This window comes from Streptomyces sp. NL15-2K (genome assembly GCF_030551255.1).
GTDB lineage: Bacteria > Actinomycetota > Actinomycetes > Streptomycetales > Streptomycetaceae > Streptomyces.
The window spans coordinates 4,578,355-4,596,683 of sequence record NZ_CP130630.1; the positions used below are offsets into that span (position 1 = coordinate 4,578,355).

Consider the following 18,329-nt stretch of genomic DNA (forward strand, 5'->3'; position numbering starts at 1 on the left):
TTTCCCATGCCCCGACTATGCTCTTGCCGCGCGCCCCCACGCGTACTACCCCGCACTACGCCGTCCCCCTGGAGCACCCCATGAGCCTCAAGATCACCGTGATCGGCACCGGCTACCTCGGCGCCACGCACGCCGCGGCCATGGCCGAGCTCGGGTTCGAGGTGCTGGGACTCGACGTCGTGCCCGAGAAGATCGCGAAGCTGGAGCGCGGCGAGGCTCCCATGTACGAGCCCGGCCTCGACGATCTGCTGCGCAAGCACGTCGCCGGCATCGAAGGGTCCAGCGGGCGTCTGAGGTTCACCATGGACTGGGCCGAGGTCGCCGCGTTCGGTGACGTCCACTTCGTGTGCGTGACCACCCCGCAACGTCACGGCGAGTACGCCTGCGACATGTCGTACGTCGACTCCGCGCTCGCCTCCCTCGCCCCGCACCTGACCGGTCCCGCCCTCGTCGTCGGCAAGTCGACCGTCCCGGTGGGGTCCGCCGACCGGCTGGCCCGCTACCTCGCCGACCACGCCCCCGCCGGTACGGACGCCGAACTGGCCTGGAATCCGGAGTTCCTGCGCGAGGGCTTCGCCGTGCAGGACACGCTGCATCCGGACCGGATCGTGGTGGGGGTGCGGAGCGAGCGGGCGGAGCAGCTGCTGCGGGAGGTGTATGCCACGCCGATCGCGGAGGGGTCTCCCTTCGTCGTCACCGACTTCCCGACCGCCGAGTTGGTGAAGACCTCGGCGAACTCCTTCCTCGCCACCAAGATCTCCTTCATCAACGCCATGGCGGAGATGTGCGAGGCCTCCGGTGGCGATGTCGCCAAACTGGCCGAGGCCATCGGGTACGACGACCGGATCGGGAAGAAGTTCCTGCGGGCCGGGATCGGGTTCGGGGGCGGCTGTCTGCCCAAGGACATCCGTGCCTTCATGGCGCGCGCCGGTGAGCTGGGCGCCGACCAGGCGCTGACCTTCCTGCGCGAGATCGACTCGATCAACATGCGCCAGCGCGGGCAGATGGTGGAGCTGGCGCGGCAGGCGCTGGGCGGCGGGCCCTTCCTGGGCAAGCGGGTCGCCGTACTCGGTGCGACCTTCAAGCCGGACTCGGACGACGTCCGGGACTCGCCTGCGCTGAATGTGGCCGGGCAGATCCACCTCCAGGGCGGCCAGGTGACGGTGTATGACCCGAAGGGCATGGACAACGCCCGCCGTATCTTCCCGACGCTCGGGTACGCCGACACCGCCGTCGAGGCCGTGCGGGGCGCGGACGCCGTACTGCATCTGACGGAGTGGCGGGAGTTCCGGGAGCTGGACCCGGCGGCGCTCGGCGAGGTGGCGGCGAGCCGGTTGATCCTCGACGGGCGCAACGCCCTCGACCCCGCGTTGTGGCGGAAGGCCGGATGGACGTACCGGGCGATGGGGCGGCCGACCGCCTGAGAGCCGGCCAGTTCCGGGAATTCGGTCGAGTTTCCTTGAATTAACGACAGGTTCGACATAACTCCAGGAATTCTCGCGTGGCTCGGTGAAGAAATGGGCGAGAATACGGAGATTTCCTGTACGACTTCACGGCGACGGCCGGTCTCACCGGCTGCGCACAGGCGTGCAGGACCAGGTCGAGCACGCCTACATATGCCTACCCTCCCTGAAATCATCAACACGCGTTCGAATTCCATTCGAGCAATATGAGGAATTGACCGTTCTCACAGTCCACCCCCCTGCGAAAGAGAGGTAGGCAACGGACGGTTAACCGACGCGTAGCCATGCGGAATCCGCCCTCCATTCCACTGGTCGTCATTCGCCACACCTTCCATTTGGTTGACCTGACCATGCCAGGAGTGATCATGCCCTTGTTCCGTAGGGCGGAGTGGCCAACGGACCACCGCGACGAAGTGGTGGCGGGCGCGCTCGTCGGCGCCGTGGTGATCGTGCTGGGATACGCCTCGGGCATCGGCGCCCCCGCCCGCACCACCGAGGCCGCCGTTCCCCCGACGTCACCGCCCGCGGCCACGGCACCGACGAGCCCGGCCGCCCCGGGAGACGCCGGTGCGCAGGATCCGGGAGCGGGGACGGGGCAATTCCCGGTGACCGGCGGGGGGTTGCCGCCGTACGGCGGTATCGGCGGGGACACCGGGTACGGCACCGGCGGCCAGGGCGGCCACACGGGCCACGGCGGCGACACCGGCCCCGGCGGCCACTCCGGCCACGAGACCCCGCCCCCCGGCGGGACCGCGTCCCCGACGCCCACTCCCACCCCTTCGCCGACCGACCCCGACACCTGCGAGGACGGCGAGGTCACCCTCGTACGGCCGCTGCTCACCGGACTCGCCCAGCCCGTGTTCGGCCTCCTCGACCCGACGGGGACCGACGGCACGGACGCGACCCCGGAGCCCGAACCGCAGCCCTCCCCCTGCGTGGGCCTCGCCCCCGTGACCAGTCTCCTCGGCGGCACCGCCTCCCCGCAGCCGGAGGCGACCCCGTGACACAGACCGTCCGCCGCACCCTGCTCCTGCTCGTCCTCACCCCGGTCCTCTACGGCCTGATCGGCGCACCCCAGGCCGCCTCCGCCCACACCGAACTGGTCGCCGCCTCCCCCAAGGACGGCACGGACCTGAAGCGGGCCCCCGACCACCTCACCCTCACCTTCGACGAACCCGTCGACCTCGCCGACGTCCGCGTGCTGACGGTGGCCGGCGACCGGCTCCCGGTGTCCCGCGCGCCGGGCGGCGGCGCCGACGCCGTGCGCGTCGCCCTCACCGCCCCGGCGCACGGCGATCTGGCCGTCGTCTGGTCGGTCGTCGACGCGGAGGACGGGCACGCCTCCTCCGGCCGGATCGCCTACACCATCGGTGCCGCACCGGCCGCTGTCGCCAAGGACGGCGGCGGCGAAGCCGCGGCCCCCGCTCCCGCACCCTCCCCCTCGGTGCGCAAGGGTCTCGTCGCCGCCCGCTGGGCCGGCTACCTGGCGCTGGCCCTGTTCGTCGGCGGGCTCGCCTTCGTCGCAATGCTGTGGCCGCGCGGCGCGCACGAGCCGCGGGCCCGGGCGCTGCTCACGCTCGCCTGGACGGTCGGACTGCTGGCCACGGTCGCGAGCCTCGGCCTCCAGGGCGCGTACACCGCCCTCGGCGGCCTGCGGGACGCGCTGCGCCCGGCGACGTACGCCGATGTACTGGCCACCGAACCCGGCGTGGTGATCGCCTCGCGCGGTCTGCTGTGGGTGCTGGCGGCCGTGGTGCTGGGCGCGCTGCTGCAGGGCGGGGAGGGCACCTCCCGCTCCCCCGGCTGGCGGGTGGGCGCGCTCGCGGTGACGTTCGGGCTGCTGCGTACGACCGGCATGGCGGGCCACAACTCCGAGGGCAGCGAACCGACTTGGGGTGCCGTCGCCGACTTCGTGCATCTGCTGGGCGCCTCGCTGTGGATCGGCGGGCTGGCGGTGCTCACGATGGCCGTGCTGCCGCGCCGCCGGGCCGGGGAGCTGGCCGCGGTGGTGCCGGGCTACTCGCGGCTCGCGACGGTGAGCGTCACCGGCATCGTCGGCGCCGGGCTGGTGCTCGCCTGGCAGGTGGTGGGGTCGTACGACGCCCTGCTGCACACCTCGTACGGACAGCTGCTGCTGATCAAGACGGCCGTCCTCGGGGGCGTCCTGCTGGCCGCGTACGCGAGCCGCCAGTGGGTGCGCACCCGCCTCGATCTCGCCGTGCTGCTGCGCGGCGACGCCGCCACCGTGCGGCCCTTCGGTTACTCGGTCGCGGTGGAGACGGGGCTCGTCCTCGTCGTGCTCGCCGTGACGAGTCTGCTGGTGACGGCCGATCCCGGCCGTTGAACCACCCAACGCACACCCTCAACGCACAAACCCGACCAACGCACAAATCCCAAAGCACAACCCCATGCACAAAGGAGTCGAAGTGAAACCAAGCGATGAGACCGGTGCGACCGGGCAGCGGCGGCGCAGGCCGCCCGCCGGGAACCGGGGTCTGCTGGTCGCCGGGCTCGGTGCGGCCCTGGCCGCCGTATTCAGTCTCGGGCTGCTGAGCGCGGCCTCGGGCTCCAGCCAGGTCGGCTCCTCGGAGCAGGTAGCGGACGCGGCTCAGGCGCCCGCTGCCGCCGAGGCGCAGCCCGCGGCGGCCGCCGAGGCCGACTACCAGGTCGACATCATGGGCAACAAGTTCGGCGACGGAAAGCAGTTCGTCGTCGAGGTCGGCCAGACGGTGCAGTGGACCAACCACGACAGCGTGCCGCACACGGTCACCACGACCAAGGCCCCGGTGAAATTCGACTCCGGGACGCTGAACCAGGGTGACTCGTGGTCGTACACCTTCACCAAGGCCGGGACGTACGAGTACTACTGCGCCGTGCACCCGGACATGGTGTCGTCGGTGAAGGTCGTCGAGGGCTCCGGCGGTGGTGGCGGATCGACGCCCACACCCACGCCCACACCTACGGCCCCGCCCACGACCGGCCCGACTCCCGCTCCTCCCACGACGCCCGCCCCCACGCCGACTCCCACGGGCGGTTCCGGTGGCGGCTCCGGTGACGACGAGCAGTGCACCAGCGTCCAGAACGTGCTGCTGCCGATCCTCCAGCACCTCTACGTGGCGCACCTGGAGCGGTCCCCGGGCGAGCAGGTGCAGGACGCGCTCGCGCTCGACTCGTACATCAAGATGCACACGGTGTGGGTCGAGAGCATCCTCAAGCCCGCCGTCGAAGGCGGCGGCACGGTGCTCGACGACACCCTCAGCGTGCTGCTGAACCACGTCAACAAGGCACACCTGGAGGAATCGCTCGGACAGCAGGTCACCGACCTGCTCAACCCCGACAGCTACGTGAAGATGCACACCGTCTGGGCCGGGCAGATGCTCACGCCCACCACGGACTTCCTCACCGACAACTGCTGACGGGACAGAGGTGGGCGCCGCTCCGGCCGGGGCTCAGCCGGCCGGAGCGGCGCCCACTCCATTCTCCACACCATCGCCACGCTTCGGGAACCGCATTCCAAGGAGACCGGGATGACGACCGTCACCCTGCCCACTGTTCCGCCCCCGCCCGAGTCCCAGGACTCCCTCGGTCAACTGCCCCTGTCCGGTCGGTACTCCGTGGCCCCCGGCCGCTCGCTCGTCGAACTCACCGCCTGGTACGGCCCGTTGCCGACCCTGCGCCGCCGGGTCCGCCTCGCCGGCGCCTCCCTCACGGTGTCCGACGACGGCGAAGAACCCCTCTTCCGTTACGAGTTCGACGGCAGCCCGCTCCATGCCGTGCTCAGCTCCGAGCGCGTCGACATCGACGGGACCGGCGACCGTCTCCGGCTCACCGCCGACCTCCACCTGAACGGCACCGCCTTCCCCGCCCTGCTCCACCTGCGCGTGGTCGACCGCGCCGACGACCGGCTGCTCGTCGTGGGCACCGCCCGGCTGCCGTACCGGCTGCTGCGCCGCGCCACCGGGTTCCGGCTGCCGTGGCGGCGTCCGGCCACCCGGCTGCGGCTGCTCGTCGCGGCGGAGTTCGCGTGAGGGCGCCACGGCGGGCGGCCCGGGGTGCCGTCACCTCCGCCGTCCTCGCGCTGCTCGCCCTGCCGCTGCTGCCGCCCGGGCAGGCGTCGGCGGCCACGTACCGGGTCGCGATGAAGGGGTACGCCTTCGCGCCCGCGTCCCTGACCGTCCCCGCCGGGTCCACGGTGACCTGGACCAACCAGGACACGGCACCGCACGACGTGAAGACCACCTCGGGCCCGGTCTCGATCCACTCCCCCATGCTCAGCAAGGGGCAGAGCTGGAGCTTCACGTTCACCGCGGCCGGGTCGTACGGCTACTACTGCACCGTCCACCCGGACATGACGGCCGGGATCACGGTCCGCGCGGCGGCACCGGAGACAACGCCGGCGGCGCCCCCGACCCACGAGCACGACTCCACGGGGGGACAAGCGGGCCACCACGCGACCGCGCCGAGCGCGAACCGCACCACGGCGAGCAGCAAGCGGCCGGCGACGCGGAAGCCGTCCTCGTCGCCGTCTCCGGCCGCCTCCGGGGCGGCCGTACCCCAGGCATCGCCGACGCCCCAGTCACCTCAGGGGTCACAGATGACTCAGACCCAGACCACCGCCTCGACGGTCCGCCCGCTCGATCCCCTGCTCGTGCTGGCGGGCATCGTGGCCGGTGTCGCGGTGCTGTGCCTGTTGCTGGTCGGTTCCCGGGCGGCGGCGCCGTACGGGAACGCGCCGGGGACCGCGCAGGGGAATGCGCAGGGGAATGCGCGCGGGAAGGAGGAGGCGTAGGTCAGTCCTTCGCCCGGTAGCGGCGCATCTTCGCGCGGGCCCCGCAGACCCGCATCGAGCACCAGCGGCCGCGGCCGGCCGGGCTGCGGTCGTAGTACGCCCAGTAGCAGTCGGCGGCCTCGCAGGCCTTCAGGCGTGACCAGGTGCCCGCGACCAGCGCCTCGGCGACGGCGGCGGCGACGCGGGAGAGCAGAGGACCCTCGTGGGCGGGGGCGAGGGCGGCCGAGCCGTCGCCCGCGTCGACCCTCACCAGCAGCGGAGCCGCCGCCAGCAGTTCCCCCAGCGGGGTCACCGCCCCGTGCGGCGGGTGGCCCGCGTGCGCGAGCAGGGTCGCGCGCAGCGACTCGCGCAGCGCCCGGGCGTCCGGGATCTCGTCCTGAGTCAGCCCGAAAGGCGCCCGGCCGTCAGCCGTGTCGAGCGCGTCGGTGCCGGACTCGATGTCCAGGGTGTTCACCAGGGACTCGACCAGGGCGAGGCCTCCCGGGGCGGGCGATCTCTCGCTCATGTCTGTGCGCCACCTCTCGAATTTCCCTTGCGACGTTACCTCCAATGCGGGAGCATGAGGTAACCGTTACCGGTTACCCGGCTTTATGGGTAACCCGAAGGCAGGTAACACCGACTTCGAGGAGGAAGTCATGGCTCTCGCCAAGCTGGGTTCCGTCGTCCTGGACTGTCCCGACCCGCGCGCCCTGGCCGGCTTCTATGCCGACGTGCTCGGCGGCACCGTCGTGGACGAGGGAGAGTGGGTGGACCTGAAGCTGCCCGACGGGCAGACGCTGGCTTTCCAGGCCGCCCCGGGCTTCGTACCGCCGAAGTGGCCCGAGCCCGACCGCTCGCAGCAGTTCCATCTGGATCTGGACGTGGAGGACCTGGACGCGGCCGAGAAGGAGGTGCTCGCGCTGGGCGCGAAGCCGCTGGACACGGAGGACCGCTCGCGGACCTTCCGGGTTTACGCGGACCCGGCGGGGCACCCGTTCTGTCTGTGCGCCGGCTGACGCCTGCCGATCGTCTCTCTGATCGCCTCTGACCGCCTCTGACCGTCTGTTGACCCGGGAGGATCCATGGCACCCGTGGCACGTTTCCGTTCCGTCGTCGTCGACTGTCCCGACCCGCACGCACTCGCCGCCTTCTACGCGCAGGTCGGCGGCGGCACGCCCGAGGCCGAGGACGACGACTGGGTCGTCCTGCGGATTCCGGACGGGCCCCGGCTCGCCTTCCAGCGGGCGCCGGGCTTCACCCCGCCTCAGTGGCCGCGCGCGGACCGGAACTCGCAGCAGTTCCACATCGACTTCGACGCCGGAACCACTTGGGAGGAGATCGACGCGGCCCACGAGAAGGTCCTGGCGCTGGGCGCGCGCCCGCTGGACCTGGAGGACCGGGAGAAGAAGGACTTCCAGGTGTACGCCGATCCGGCCGGCCATCCGTTCTGCCTCTGCCGGATCGATCCGATTTAGCCCCTTTGGGACTGCCTGGTGCCGGGGCACTACCCGTCGAGGTCCGCGATCTTCGCCGTGGACGGCTCCCGGCGCTGCTGGGCCGCGCGGGCGGTGAAGTCGGCCTCGCGCAGGACGCGCTGGACGTTGACCCAGGTCAGGTGGGCGATGTCGGTGTCGGTCCAGCCGCGGTTCAGCAGCTCTGCGACGAGGTGCGGGTAGCAGGAGGTGTCGCCGAGCTCCTGGGGGTGGGCGGTGCCGGCGTCGTAGGTGCCGGACAGGCCCACGGACTCCGGGCCCGCGACCGCGCGCACGTGGTCGAGGTGGTCGGCGACGTCCCGGACGGTCGCGCCGGTCTGCTCGGCGGTCAGCGGCACCATGCACAGGCCCTTGGCCTGGCCCAGCTCGGCGAGCAGGTCGTCGGGGAGGTTCGACGGGTGGGGGCGCAGGGCGCGGGCGGCGGAGCGGGTGCACAGCACGGGCGCCTTGGAGACCGCGAGCGTCCGGCGGATCGTCTCCGCGGAGGTGCCGGAGAGATCGGCGAGGACGCCGAGCCGGTTCATCTCCCTGAGGACCTCCTCGCCGAAGCGGGTCAGTCCGGCCTCGCTCGCCCAGGACACGCCCGACAGGGTGAGGACGCGCAGGCCGAGGGCGTGCAGGGAGCGCAGGATGCCGACGGAGTCGCCGAGGGCGGCGGCTCCGGCGGGGCCGAGCAGGACGGCGACGCGGCCGCAGTTGCGTGCGTCGATGGTCTGGCCGGCGGAGTGGGCGAGGCGCAGGCCCTCCGGGTGGGTGCGCACCACCGTCTTCACCAGGTCCAACTGCTCCAGAGTGGCACCGACGGCCCGGTCACCCGCGAGGCCCTCGGGCAGGTGCAGCGACGACAGCAGCGCACCGACGTGGCCCTCGCGCAGCCGCGGTACGTCCGTGTCGACGGCGCTCTCACCGAGCTCCAGGTCGTACCAGGGCAGGTGCCGCAGGGCCCAGGGCAGCCCGCTGTAGCCGTCGGCGACGGGGTAGGCGGCCAGGATGGCGCGGGCCCGCTCCAGCGGGGAGGCGTCCGGGTCGGCGACGGGGGCTGCCGGGAAGAGGTCGGCGGGCAGGAGCTCCGGCAGGTCGTCGAGCTCGTCGGCCACGGGGGTGGGGTGCAGGTCGTCCTGGAGGTCTGCCATGACGGGGCTCCGTACGTCGTGATCCGAAGTACGGCCACCGTCGCACGGGTCCGGGCGGGCTTGCCTGGTGGGCGGGGCGTTCGAGGGTAGGCCGGTTCAGCGACCCTGGCGGACCCTGGCGAGCCGGGTCCCGCAGCCTTTCCACGCACTTGGCGACCGGTACCGCTACACGGTCAGCCGTCCAGCGACCCGATCGTCGCGTTGGACGGCCCCCGCGCCGCCTGAAGATCACGTGCCACGTCCTCCGCCGCGCCCAGCACCCGTACCGCGTTCTGCCAGGTCAGCTTGGCCAGGTCGGGCTTGGACCAGCCTCGGTCGAGGAGTTCCGCGATCAGGTTCGGGTAGCCGGAGACGTCGTTCAGGCCGTCCGGGGTGAAGGCCGTGCCGTCGTAGTCGCCGCCGATGCCGAGGTGGTCGATGCCGGCCACCTCGCGCATGTGGTCCAGGTGGTCGGCCACCGTCGAGACCGTCGCCACCGGGCGCGGGTGCCGCTCCTCGAAGGCGCGGTGCACCTTCATCGCCTCGGGGGTGGTGGCGAGGTGGTGGAAGCCGTGGGCGCGCATGTTCTCGTCCGCCGCGGCCGTCCAGTCGACGGCCGCCTGGAGCACGAACTTCGGGACGAAGGTGACCATCGCCACGCCGCCGTTCGCGGGGAGGCGTTCCAGGACGTCGTCCGGGATGTTGCGCGGGTGGTCGCAGACGGCCCGCGAGGAGGAGTGGGAGAAGATCACCGGGGCGGATGTGGCGTCCAGCGCGTCCCGCATCGTCGTCGCCGCCACGTGCGAGAGGTCGACGAGCATGCCCTCCCGGTTCATCTCCCGCACGACCTCACGGCCGAAGGCCGACAGACCGCCGACGCCCGGCTTGTCGGTCGCGGAGTCCGCCCAGTCCACGTTGTAGTTGTGGGTGAGGGTCAGGTAGCGGACGCCGAGGGCGTACAACGCCCGCAGGGTGCCGAGGGAGTTGGCGATGGAGTGGCCGCCCTCCGCGCCCATCAACGAGGCGATACGGCCCTCCGCGCGCGCCGCCTCCATGTCGGCCGCCGTCAGCGCGGGGCGCAGATCCTTCGGATGGCGTGCCAGCAACTGCCGTACGCAGTCGATCTGTTCCAGCGTGGCCGGCACCGCGCCCGGCAGGTCGGCGCGCACGTACACCGACCAGTACTGCGCGCCGACGCCGCCCGCGCGCAACCTCCCCAGGTCGGTGTGCAGATGGGCGCTCTGGTCGCCGGCGATGTCGCGGGCGTCGAGGTCGTAGCGAACCTGTTCGCGCAGCGCCCAGGGGAGGTCGTTGTGGCCGTCGACGACGGGAAACTCGGCGAGGAGTTCCCGGGCTGCCTCCACCGAGGTCATGGCGGCCGTCACTTCCCGAAGCCGAAGCCGTTGCCCGATCCGTCGACCTTGGCCCGCAGGCGCTTGCCCTTGTCGGTGGCCTGGTCGTTCAGCTCCTGCTGGAAGTCCCGCATCCGGGAGCGGAGTTCGTCGTCGCTCGCCGCCAGGATCCGGACCGCGAGCAGGCCCGCGTTGCGCGCGCCGGCGACGGAGACGGTGGCGACCGGGACACCGGCCGGCATCTGCACGATGGACAGCAGCGAGTCCATGCCGTCGAGGTGCTTCAGGGGCACGGGTACGCCGATCACCGGCAGCGGGGTCACGGACGCGAGCATGCCGGGCAGGTGGGCGGCGCCGCCCGCACCCGCGATGATCACCTTCAGTCCGCGTTCGTCGGCCTGCTCGCCGTACGTGAGCATCTCGCGCGGCATGCGGTGCGCGGAGACGACGTCGACCTCGTATTCGATCTCGAACTCGTCGAGGGCCTTGGTGGCGGCCTCCATGACGGGCCAGTCGGAGTCGGAACCCATGACGATGCCAACAACAGGGCTCATTCGGTGATCGTGCCTCTCAGGTAGCCGGCAGCGTGACGGGCGCGCTCCAGCACGTCGTCCAGGTCGTCGCCGTAGGTGTTGACGTGGCCCACCTTGCGCCCGGGCTTCACGTCCTTGCCGTACATGTGGATCTTGAGCTGGGGGTCGCGGGCCATGCAGTGCAGGTACGCGGCGTACATGTCCGGGTAGTCGCCGCCGAGGACGTTGACCATGACCGTCCACTTCGCGCGCGTGCGCGGGTCGCCGAGGGGCAGGTCGAGGACGGCCCGGACGTGGTTGGCGAACTGGGACGTGATCGCGCCGTCCTGGGTCCAGTGTCCGGAGTTGTGCGGGCGCATCGCGAGTTCGTTGACGAGGATGCGGCCGTCGCGGGTCTGGAACAGCTCGACGGCGAGGTGGCCGACGACGTCCAGCTCCTTGGCGATGGTCAGGGCCATCTGCTCGGCCTTGAGCGCCAGGTCCTGGTCGAGGTCGGGGGCGGGCGCTATGACCGTGTCGCAGACGCCGCCCACCTGCTGGGACTCGACGACCGGGTAGGCGACGGCCTGGCCGTGCGGGGAGCGCACGACATTGGCGGCCAGCTCCCGGGCGAAGTCGACCTTCTCCTCGGCGAGAACGGGGACGCCGGCGCGGAAGGGCTCCTCGGCCTGCGCCGCGTCGTCGACGACCCACACGCCCTTGCCGTCGTAGCCGCCGCGGACGGTCTTCAGGACGACCGGGAAGCCGTCGCCCTCGGCGCCTTCGGGAAGACCTTCCGCCGCGAACGCGGCGACATCGGCCGGGTCGCTCACGATCCGGTGCCGCGGGCACGGCACCCCGATCGCGTCGAGCTTCGCCCGCATCACGCCCTTGTCCTGGGCGTGCACGAGCGCGTCCGGGCCGGGGCGGACGGGAATGCCCTCCGCCTCCAGCGCCCGAAGATGCTCGGTGGGTACGTGTTCGTGATCGAAGGTGATCACGTCACAGCCCCGCGCGAACTCGCGCAGCGTGTCGAGGTCGCGATAGTCGCCGATCACGACATCGCTCACCACCTGCGCCGCGGAATCCTGCGGGGTGTCACTGAGGAGCTTGAACCTTATGCCGAGCGGGATGCCCGCCTCGTGTGTCATACGAGCGAGCTGCCCCCCGCCGACCATGCCGACTACCGGAAACGTCACGCCCCTAGCGTATCGGCCACGCCACGGTGGCCGATTTCCCGTGCTGTGAGCCGCTCCTTCCGGACGCCTGGGCGCCTCTTTCTGGACGCCTGGTCCTGCTTTCCGTGCGCCCGGGCACCTCTTTCCGGACATCTGGGCGCCTCTTTCCGGACGTCGGCCCCGTGTTTCCGGACGTCCGGGCCCGTCGTTCCGGACCTGTGACCCCGTCCGCAGGCGATCACCGAAGGGGGGTGGTTAGCATGGCTGGGTTGACGAAACCGACCGGACGGGGGCCTGGACAGCCATGGAACGTGGTTCCAAGGGGCTCCGAACGGCGCCCGAAGCATCCCGCAGCGCGGCGCGGCAGCGACTCGACCGGCTCGCGCGCGAGGTCGCCAAGTTCGGCGCGGTGGGCGGAGCGGGCGTCCTGGTCAACCTCCTGGTGTTCAACCTGGTACGGCATGTGACCGACCTCCAGGTGGTCCGGGCGAGTGTCATAGCCACGATCGTCGCGATCGCCTTCAACTACGTCGGCTTCCGCTACTTCACCTACCGGGACCGCGACAAGAGCGGCCGTACCAGGGAACTCATGCTGTTCCTGGCGTTCAGCGCGGTCGGGCTGGTGATCGAGAACGGCGTGCTCTACACGGCGACGTACGGCTTCGGCTGGGACAGCTCCCTGCAGAGCAACATCTTCAAGTTCGTCGGCATCGGCGTCGCGACGCTGTTCCGCTTCTGGTCTTACCGCACGTGGGTGTTCCGGACGCTGCCGGCCAAGGAGGCCGTGGCGGGCGCGGAGTCGTTCCTGGAGGCGCAGGCGAAGAAGCCGCGCCCCAAGCAGCGCGTGCCGTAGGCCCTGTCGACGCGTGCTGTAGGCCCTGCCGAACAGCCGAACGGTCAGCGAACCGTCGGCTCCGCGTTCTCCGCCGCCGACTTCTTCACCGGCGTGCGCGACAGGAACAGTCCGAACACCGGCGGCTGGGCCTGGAGCATCTCCAGGCGTCCCCCGTCGGCCTCCGCGAGGTCACGGGCCACCGCCAGGCCGATGCCCGTGGAGTTGCGGCCGCTGATCGCGCGCTCGAAGATCCGTGCCCCGAGGTCGGCGGGGACGCCGGGCCCCTCGTCGGTGACCTCGATGACGGCCTGGTTGCCGGTGACGCGGGTGCGCAGCGCGACCGTGCCGCCGCCGTGCATGAGGGAGTTCTCGATCAGCGCGGCCAGCACCTGCGCGACCGCCCCCGGCGTGCCGACCGCCCGCAGATGCCGCTTGCCGGAGCTCACGATGGCCCGGCCCACGTTGCGGTAGGCGGGGCGCCACTCGGCGAGCTGCTGCTGGATGACCTCGTCGAGGTCGAAGGTGACGGCGGAGCCGGTGCGGGGGTCGCGGGAGTTCGTCAGCAGCCGCTCGACCACGTCCGTGAGGCGCTCGACCTGGGTGAGCGCGATCGTGGCCTCCTCCTTCACCGTGTCCGGGTCGTCGGTGAGGGTGATCTCCTCCAGGCGCATGGACAGGGCGGTGAGGGGTGTACGCAGCTGGTGGGAGGCGTCGGCGGCGAGCCGGCGTTCCGCGGTGAGCATGCGGGCGATGCGCTCGGCGGAGGAGTCGAGGACGTCGGCGACCCGGTCCAGCTCGGGGACGCCGTACCGCTTGTGCCGAGGGCGCGGGTCGCCCGAGCCGAGGCGCTCGGCGGTCTCCGCGAGGTCGGTGAGCGGGGAGGCGAGCCGGTTGGCCTGGCGGATCGCCAGCAGTACCGCGGCGATCACCGCCAGCAGCGCCACCAACCCGATGATCAGCAGCGTACGGCCGACCTCTCGGGTCACCGAGGAGCGCGGCTCCTCGACGACGACGGTCTCGCCCTCCTCGCCCTCGGCCTCGCCCCGGATGACGTCACCGCTGGGCCGGGAACCGACCTCGATGACCGGCTCCCCCGGAATCCGGATCACGGCGAAGCGCTCGCCCGTGACCTGGTCCTGGAGGACCTCCGCGTCGACGGTCCCCGCGCCGAGAAGCCGACTGTCCACGATGCTGGCCAGCCGCGCGGCCTCCAGGTCCACGCGTTCCTGGGCACTGTTGCTGATGGTGCGGGTCTCGACGATGACGAGGGAGACACCGAAGACAGCGATCACCACAAGCACGACAGCGAGGGTGGACTGGATGAGACGGCGACGCACGGGGCCCTCCGGGCGGTGACTCTATGGTGGCGTTGGGGGCAGCGCCCGGTTAGGGGGTGTGTCGGAAGGGGCGCCTCGCGCAACGCAAGCAGCCCGCTAACTCTTCTCGAAGCGGAACCCCACACCCCGCACAGTGGCGATGTACCGAGGATTGGCCGCATCGTCCCCCAGCTTCTTCCGCAACCAGGAGATGTGCATGTCCAGCGTCTTGGTCGACGACCACCACGTGGTGTCCCAGACCTCGCGCATCAGCTGGTCACGCGTGACCACGCGCCCCGCGTCCCGCACCAGAACCCGCAGCAGATCGAACTCCTTGGCGGTGAGCTGAAGCTCCTCGTCCCCCATCCACGCCCGGTGCGACTCGACGTCGATGCGCACGCCGTGCGTCGAGGGCGGCTGCGCCGGCTCCGCGGCGCCGCGCCGCAGCAGGGCCCGGACGCGGGCGAGCAGTTCGGCGAGCCGGAAGGGCTTGGTGACGTAGTCGTCGGCGCCCGCGTCCAGGCCGACGACGGTGTCCACCTCGTCGGCGCGCGCGGTCAGGATGAGAATCGGGATGGTGTGGCCTTCGGCGCGCAGCCGACGGGCCACCTCCAGGCCGTCCATCCCGGGCAGACCCAGGTCGAGCACGACCAGGTCGATGCCGCCCTGGATTCCGGCGTCGAGTGCGGTGGGGCCGTCCTCACGCACCTCCACCTCATACCCTTCCCGGCGCAGGGCGCGGGCCAGCGGCTCCGAGATGGACGCATCGTCCTCGGCGAGCAGTACACGGGTCATGAGGTGATGGTAGTCCGCCTATGACAAGAGCTGGAGTGTGATCCGTAAGCGTGATTCTTACCTTGGGACATTTTGCGTGAGTTGGTCACCCCAAACACCTCGGTTCCGAGACAGCGCGGGCTAGGGCCTGTGTCGAAAGTGGCGTCGTCCGCCCGGAGGGCGGGCCGGGCGCCCGCCGCGATGGGGGTCCCCCCGCTCGAGCGAAGCCGAGAGTGGGGGAGGCTGATGTCACTGCGGCGTCGCCCGGCAGGCGCCACTTTCGACACAGGCCCTAGCGCATCTTCCGTCCCGGCATGAACGCGAACACCGCCCCGCCCAGCAGGACCGCCGTCCCCGCCACCAGGCCCAGGGCCTTCAGGGTGCCGTCGTCCCCGGCGCCGGTCGCCGCCAGGCCGCCCGTCGAAGAGCCTCCCGAGCCGCCCGATGTGCCCGATGTGCCCGATGCGCCCGACCCGGCCGAGCCTCCGGACGCCCCGCCCGCCTGTTCCGCGGTGTCCAGGGTGAGGGAGGCCACCGACTTGGTCGGGGTGCACGTCGTGGTCGTGCCGAGGGCCTTGACCGTCAGGACGCCCGGCGACAACGTCGACCTGCCGCTCGCCCCCGGCTTGTACGTGCCGGTCAGGTCCGGGATCTCGATCGGCTCCCCGGACTTGATGTCCTCGTCGTTCACCGGGCCCTCCACATGCACCGTGCCCTTGTCGGCGCCACCCAGGACCACCTCCATCGACGGCTTCACCGAGCCCTTGGGAATGTCGGCCGGGCTGTCCATCACCGACGCCCCGAACCGCACCGTGAGATCGAAACTCCCGCCGTTCTTCTTGGCGTCGATCCGCACCGGCGAGGTCGCGTTCTTGTCCCCGATGGGCGTCTTGCAGGCGTACGGCACCCGGACCTCCTCGCCGGTGAAGTCGGTCTGCCCGCTCCCGCCTCCGGTACCGCCCGTGTCCGAGCCTCCGCTCCCCCCGCTCCCCCCGCTCTCACTCGCCGACGCGCTCGGCGTACTCGTGGGAGGCGTCGCGGAGGCGCTGCTCGTCGGATCGGGGGATCCGCTCGGCGTGGAGGTGGATGTTCCGTCGCCCGCCGTCACGTCGATGGTCGCCGCCGGCTGCACGGCACCCGTGGGCGCGCACTTCGTGTCCGTGGACATGACGTTGATGTCGTACGCGTCCGGCGTCAGCGTCACCTGCCCGGGCGCCGTCAGCTTCAGCTTGCCCTTCATGTCGGACAGCACCATGGCGCCGCCCTTGGGGATCGCGGGGTTCTCCCGAGGCCCCTGCATGGCGACAGCGGCGGTCTGCGCACCGGCCGCCTTCAGCGTGCCGGACGGCTGGACCGAGTTCGCCGGCAGGTCGATCAGGTCGGGGTTCTTCGAGGCGGCCTGGACGAACTTCCACGCCACCTCCACCTCCTCGCCGACCTTCGCCGTGGCCGGCGCGGTGATCTCCACCTTGGTCGTGCCCTCGACGGGCTCGAGGCCGGAGGCCGCGGGCGGCACGCACCGGGTCGCGTACGACACCTCGGCGGCCTGGGCGGGCCCCGCGGCCACACCGAGCAGGACGCCCGCGCCGCCGAGCACCAGCCCGAGACCCGCCGCGCCCGCTCTCCTCCCCGCACCGGCCGATGTGACTCTCCTTCGCTCGCTCACGTGGGTCCCTTTCTGGTGGGAGTCGTACTCGTCGGGCTGTCGTCGTGCGGTGCGGAGTCTTGCGGTGCGGAGAGGTGCGGTGCGGAGACATCGGAGTCGTGCGGTGCGGAGACGTGCGGTGTGGAGTCGTGCGGTGTGGAGACGTGCGGTGCGGAGACGTGCGGTCCGGAGACGTGCGGTCCGGAGACGTGCGGTCCGGAGACATTCGGTGCGGAGACATTCGGTGCGGAGACATTCGGTGCGGAGAGTCGACCGGCCGCGCCCGGATCGGCGTCCGGGGTGAACCACGGCAGGGCCGAAGCAGAGGGGGCCTCCGGCTCGGCGACTACGCCGGAAGCCTTCGATCCCGGGAGGCGCAGGGCGATTTCGGGCAGCCGCAGCCCGCGATGCCGGATCCCGCCGGCGCGCCGCGGCCGGACCCGGTCCACCACCGCCATGCCGGCGCGGAACACCGCGGCCGGGACGACCAGGCAGACCAGGATCCAGAACAGGGTCACGCCCCAGGGCCGCCCCACGCCCCAGGGCTGCTCGGCGAGGACCTTCCCGCCGTACTTCAGGGAGACGGTGTAGTCGCCGTGCGCTCCGCCCGCCAGCTCGACCGGCAGCTTGATCCGCGCCTTCTTCCCGGGCTGGACCGTGCCGCGCCACTGCTGTTCCTGCCACTGTGGGGCGAACACGCCGTGCGAGGTGCCGACTTGGAACACCGGGTTCTTGACGGCGGAGCTGCCGACGTTGCCGACGGTGAAGACGAGGGTGCGTGCGGGCGGTGCCCCGAACCAGGTCAGCAGCCCGCTCGACCCGTCGAGCCGGGTGTCGGTGAGCACCGACAGACGTCCGCCGGCCGGCTCCGCGGGCAGCGGTTCGACGGCATGCCCGGCGACCTGGAGGATCGCGTCGGCCTCGGCCTTCGCCCCCGTCACCGTCGCCACGTGCACCACGCACGGACACGGCACTGGCGGCTCGGCGACCGGCAGCTTCCGGCTGAAACGGCCCTCGGCGTCGGTGGTGACGGCCCGGCCGTCCGCGTTGGCACAGGAGTTGGTGCCGCCGACCACGCCCCGCGACGGCACGGACTGCCCGCAGATCAGGATCATCAGCAACGCCCGCGCCCGCCAGCCGTCACCGGTGACGGTGATCGAACCCCCGGTCCCCGCCTGCGACTTGGACAGCTTCACACTCGGCCCGTCCGCCGCCACGGCAGTGCCGCCCAAGGGCAGCAGGAGCAGCGCGAGCACCACCGCCAGCGTCGCCGGAATCCGCATCCGCATCCGCATCCGCATCCGCATCCGCATCCGCATCCGTGCCTTGCCGCTCACGTCGTCGCTCCCGTCAACTCGGCTTCCACACACGGGGATTCGGAGCGCGGCGCCGTCGTCCCTCCAGCGCCGTCGTCCCTACGGCGCCTTCGTCGTCGTACGGCGGTGAAGGAACCGCCACCGTCCGCGCGCACCGCGAGCCGCGGTACGAGGGCCGTCGTACCGCGGTTGGCCAGGCCGTACGCGATGTGGTCGCCGTGCACGGCGACGTGCTCGACCGTCAGCGCGGACAACTCGGGGACGGTGACGCGGAGTCGGAGACCGACGCGCTGGACGCCGCCGTCCACGCCGCACACGACGATCTCGGCAGCGCGGTCACCGGCCGGGACGGTCACCGTGGAGGGGATGTCGGCGCGGGTGCGGGCGGGGATCCGTACCGCGCGGCCGGACACCGCGTCCTGCAGCACGCTCCCCGGGGCGCCCTCGGCGTAGAACGCCGGCCGGCTGCCGCCGGAGGGCGAGGCGGACCACCCGTCGGCGGCGGACGACATCGGCGGCATCGGCGGCAGGGGCAGCATCGACGGCATCGGCGGCTCCAGAGGTC

Annotated in this window: 18 protein-coding genes and 1 pseudogene; 9 read left to right on the forward strand and 10 right to left on the reverse strand. The window is 71.7% G+C overall.

Annotated features, from left to right (window positions below; genetic code table 11):
* The first annotated feature begins 80 nt into the window (after positions 1–80).
* From Q4V64_RS20325 to Q4V64_RS20350, 6 genes are all read left to right on the forward strand, one after another.
* Positions 81–1,424 (forward strand): UDP-glucose/GDP-mannose dehydrogenase family protein, encoded by a 1,344-nt coding sequence (locus Q4V64_RS20325; RefSeq protein WP_124441717.1) that lies wholly within the window; start codon positions 81–83, stop codon positions 1,422–1,424.
* Between the two features lie 404 nt (positions 1,425–1,828).
* The gene (locus tag Q4V64_RS20330) at positions 1,829–2,467 is read left to right on the forward strand and encodes a hypothetical protein (RefSeq protein WP_124441716.1); all 639 of its coding nucleotides are present in this window, start codon (positions 1,829–1,831) and stop codon (positions 2,465–2,467) included.
* The gene (locus tag Q4V64_RS20335; protein WP_124441715.1) at positions 2,464–3,807 is read left to right on the forward strand and encodes a CopD family protein; all 1,344 of its coding nucleotides are present in this window, start codon (positions 2,464–2,466) and stop codon (positions 3,805–3,807) included. The genes Q4V64_RS20330 and Q4V64_RS20335 overlap by 4 nt, the downstream gene beginning before the upstream one ends.
* Positions 3,808–3,889: 82 nt before the next feature.
* Positions 3,890–4,879 carry a plastocyanin/azurin family copper-binding protein gene (locus Q4V64_RS20340; RefSeq protein WP_124441714.1) on the forward strand — a complete coding sequence of 330 codons (990 nt, stop codon included), beginning with the start codon at positions 3,890–3,892 and terminating at the stop codon, positions 4,877–4,879.
* A 111-nt stretch (positions 4,880–4,990) separates the two neighbouring features.
* Positions 4,991–5,491, forward strand: coding sequence for a hypothetical protein (locus tag Q4V64_RS20345; RefSeq protein WP_124441713.1), 501 nt, complete (start codon positions 4,991–4,993; stop codon positions 5,489–5,491).
* A complete protein-coding gene (locus Q4V64_RS20350) occupies positions 5,488–6,252 on the forward strand; it encodes a cupredoxin family copper-binding protein (RefSeq protein WP_253267115.1) in 765 nt (254 codons plus the stop codon). The genes Q4V64_RS20345 and Q4V64_RS20350 overlap by 4 nt, the downstream gene beginning before the upstream one ends.
* Before the next feature lies 1 nt (position 6,253).
* Here the strand turns inward: Q4V64_RS20350 and Q4V64_RS20355 are convergent, their stop codons facing one another.
* Positions 6,254–6,757: a CGNR zinc finger domain-containing protein gene (locus tag Q4V64_RS20355; RefSeq protein ID WP_124441712.1), complete on the reverse strand. Its 504-nt coding sequence runs from the start codon at positions 6,755–6,757 to the stop codon at positions 6,254–6,256.
* Positions 6,758–6,887: 130 nt separating this feature from the next.
* Here Q4V64_RS20355 and Q4V64_RS20360 point away from each other — a divergent pair, with 130 nt between their 5' ends.
* The gene (locus tag Q4V64_RS20360; RefSeq protein ID WP_124441711.1) at positions 6,888–7,247 is read left to right on the forward strand and encodes a VOC family protein; all 360 of its coding nucleotides are present in this window, start codon (positions 6,888–6,890) and stop codon (positions 7,245–7,247) included.
* Positions 7,248–7,313: 66 nt separating this feature from the next.
* A complete protein-coding gene (locus Q4V64_RS20365) occupies positions 7,314–7,706 on the forward strand; it encodes a VOC family protein (protein ID WP_124441710.1) in 393 nt (130 codons plus the stop codon).
* 29 nt (positions 7,707–7,735) lie between these two features.
* Here Q4V64_RS20365 and Q4V64_RS20370 read toward each other — a convergent pair whose 3' ends face one another.
* The 4 genes from Q4V64_RS20370 to Q4V64_RS20385 form a co-directional block, all read right to left on the reverse strand.
* The gene (locus Q4V64_RS20370) at positions 7,736–8,857 is read right to left on the reverse strand and encodes a dipeptidase (RefSeq protein WP_124441709.1); all 1,122 of its coding nucleotides are present in this window, start codon (positions 8,855–8,857) and stop codon (positions 7,736–7,738) included.
* Between the two features lie 173 nt (positions 8,858–9,030).
* Positions 9,031–10,209: a dipeptidase gene (locus Q4V64_RS20375; RefSeq protein ID WP_124441766.1), complete on the reverse strand. Its 1,179-nt coding sequence runs from the start codon at positions 10,207–10,209 to the stop codon at positions 9,031–9,033.
* 8 nt (positions 10,210–10,217) lie between these two features.
* Positions 10,218–10,742: a 5-(carboxyamino)imidazole ribonucleotide mutase gene (gene purE, locus Q4V64_RS20380; RefSeq protein ID WP_124441708.1), complete on the reverse strand. Its 525-nt coding sequence runs from the start codon at positions 10,740–10,742 to the stop codon at positions 10,218–10,220.
* Positions 10,739–11,899, reverse strand: a complete 1,161-nt coding sequence (locus Q4V64_RS20385) for a 5-(carboxyamino)imidazole ribonucleotide synthase (RefSeq protein ID WP_124441707.1) — start codon at positions 11,897–11,899, stop codon at positions 10,739–10,741. The genes purE and Q4V64_RS20385 overlap by 4 nt, the downstream gene beginning before the upstream one ends.
* Before the next feature lie 283 nt (positions 11,900–12,182).
* Here Q4V64_RS20385 and Q4V64_RS20390 point away from each other — a divergent pair, with 283 nt between their 5' ends.
* Positions 12,183–12,731: a GtrA family protein gene (locus Q4V64_RS20390; RefSeq protein ID WP_124441706.1), complete on the forward strand. Its 549-nt coding sequence runs from the start codon at positions 12,183–12,185 to the stop codon at positions 12,729–12,731.
* Positions 12,732–12,775: 44 nt separating this feature from the next.
* Here Q4V64_RS20390 and Q4V64_RS20395 read toward each other — a convergent pair whose 3' ends face one another.
* The 5 genes and pseudogenes from Q4V64_RS20395 to Q4V64_RS20415 all read right to left on the reverse strand — a co-directional run bounded on the left by Q4V64_RS20395 (position 12,776) and on the right by Q4V64_RS20415 (position 18,312).
* Complete coding sequence (locus Q4V64_RS20395) at positions 12,776–14,050, reverse strand: ATP-binding protein (RefSeq protein ID WP_124441705.1); 1,275 nt, start codon at positions 14,048–14,050, stop codon at positions 12,776–12,778.
* Between the two features lie 96 nt (positions 14,051–14,146).
* On the reverse strand, positions 14,147–14,824 hold the full coding sequence (locus Q4V64_RS20400) for a response regulator transcription factor (protein ID WP_124441704.1): 678 nt from the start codon (positions 14,822–14,824) through the stop codon (positions 14,147–14,149).
* A gap of 271 nt (positions 14,825–15,095) precedes the next feature.
* The gene (locus Q4V64_RS20405) at positions 15,096–16,400 is read right to left on the reverse strand and encodes a hypothetical protein (RefSeq protein WP_172629328.1); all 1,305 of its coding nucleotides are present in this window, start codon (positions 16,398–16,400) and stop codon (positions 15,096–15,098) included.
* 290 nt (positions 16,401–16,690) lie between these two features.
* Positions 16,691–17,749 (reverse strand): annotated as a pseudogene (locus tag Q4V64_RS20410) (hypothetical protein); the annotation flags it as partial.
* 32 nt (positions 17,750–17,781) lie between these two features.
* A complete protein-coding gene (locus tag Q4V64_RS20415; RefSeq protein ID WP_216377640.1) occupies positions 17,782–18,312 on the reverse strand; it encodes a hypothetical protein in 531 nt (176 codons plus the stop codon).
* Positions 18,313–18,329 lie beyond the last annotated feature (17 nt).

What these genes read in the sequence shown, in the direction of transcription:
- Q4V64_RS20325 (WP_124441717.1), top strand. Translation starts at nt 81, where the DNA reads ATGAGCCTCAAGATCACCGTGATCGGCACCGGCTACCTCGGCGCCACG.
- Q4V64_RS20330 (WP_124441716.1), top strand. Translation starts at nt 1,829, where the DNA reads ATGCCCTTGTTCCGTAGGGCGGAGTGGCCAACGGACCACCGCGACGAA.
- Q4V64_RS20345 (WP_124441713.1), top strand. Translation starts at nt 4,991, where the DNA reads ATGACGACCGTCACCCTGCCCACTGTTCCGCCCCCGCCCGAGTCCCAG.
- Q4V64_RS20355 (WP_124441712.1), bottom strand. Translation starts at nt 6,757, where the DNA reads ATGAGCGAGAGATCGCCCGCCCCGGGAGGCCTCGCCCTGGTCGAGTCC.
- Q4V64_RS20360 (WP_124441711.1), top strand. Translation starts at nt 6,888, where the DNA reads ATGGCTCTCGCCAAGCTGGGTTCCGTCGTCCTGGACTGTCCCGACCCG.
- Q4V64_RS20365 (WP_124441710.1), top strand. Translation starts at nt 7,314, where the DNA reads ATGGCACCCGTGGCACGTTTCCGTTCCGTCGTCGTCGACTGTCCCGAC.
- Q4V64_RS20370 (WP_124441709.1), bottom strand. Translation starts at nt 8,857, where the DNA reads ATGGCAGACCTCCAGGACGACCTGCACCCCACCCCCGTGGCCGACGAG.
- Q4V64_RS20375 (WP_124441766.1), bottom strand. Translation starts at nt 10,209, where the DNA reads ATGACCTCGGTGGAGGCAGCCCGGGAACTCCTCGCCGAGTTTCCCGTC.
- purE (WP_124441708.1), bottom strand. Translation starts at nt 10,742, where the DNA reads ATGAGCCCTGTTGTTGGCATCGTCATGGGTTCCGACTCCGACTGGCCC.
- Q4V64_RS20390 (WP_124441706.1), top strand. Translation starts at nt 12,183, where the DNA reads ATGGAACGTGGTTCCAAGGGGCTCCGAACGGCGCCCGAAGCATCCCGC.
- Q4V64_RS20400 (WP_124441704.1), bottom strand. Translation starts at nt 14,824, where the DNA reads ATGACCCGTGTACTGCTCGCCGAGGACGATGCGTCCATCTCGGAGCCG.
- Q4V64_RS20415 (WP_216377640.1), bottom strand. Translation starts at nt 18,312, where the DNA reads ATGCCGTCGATGCTGCCCCTGCCGCCGATGCCGCCGATGTCGTCCGCC.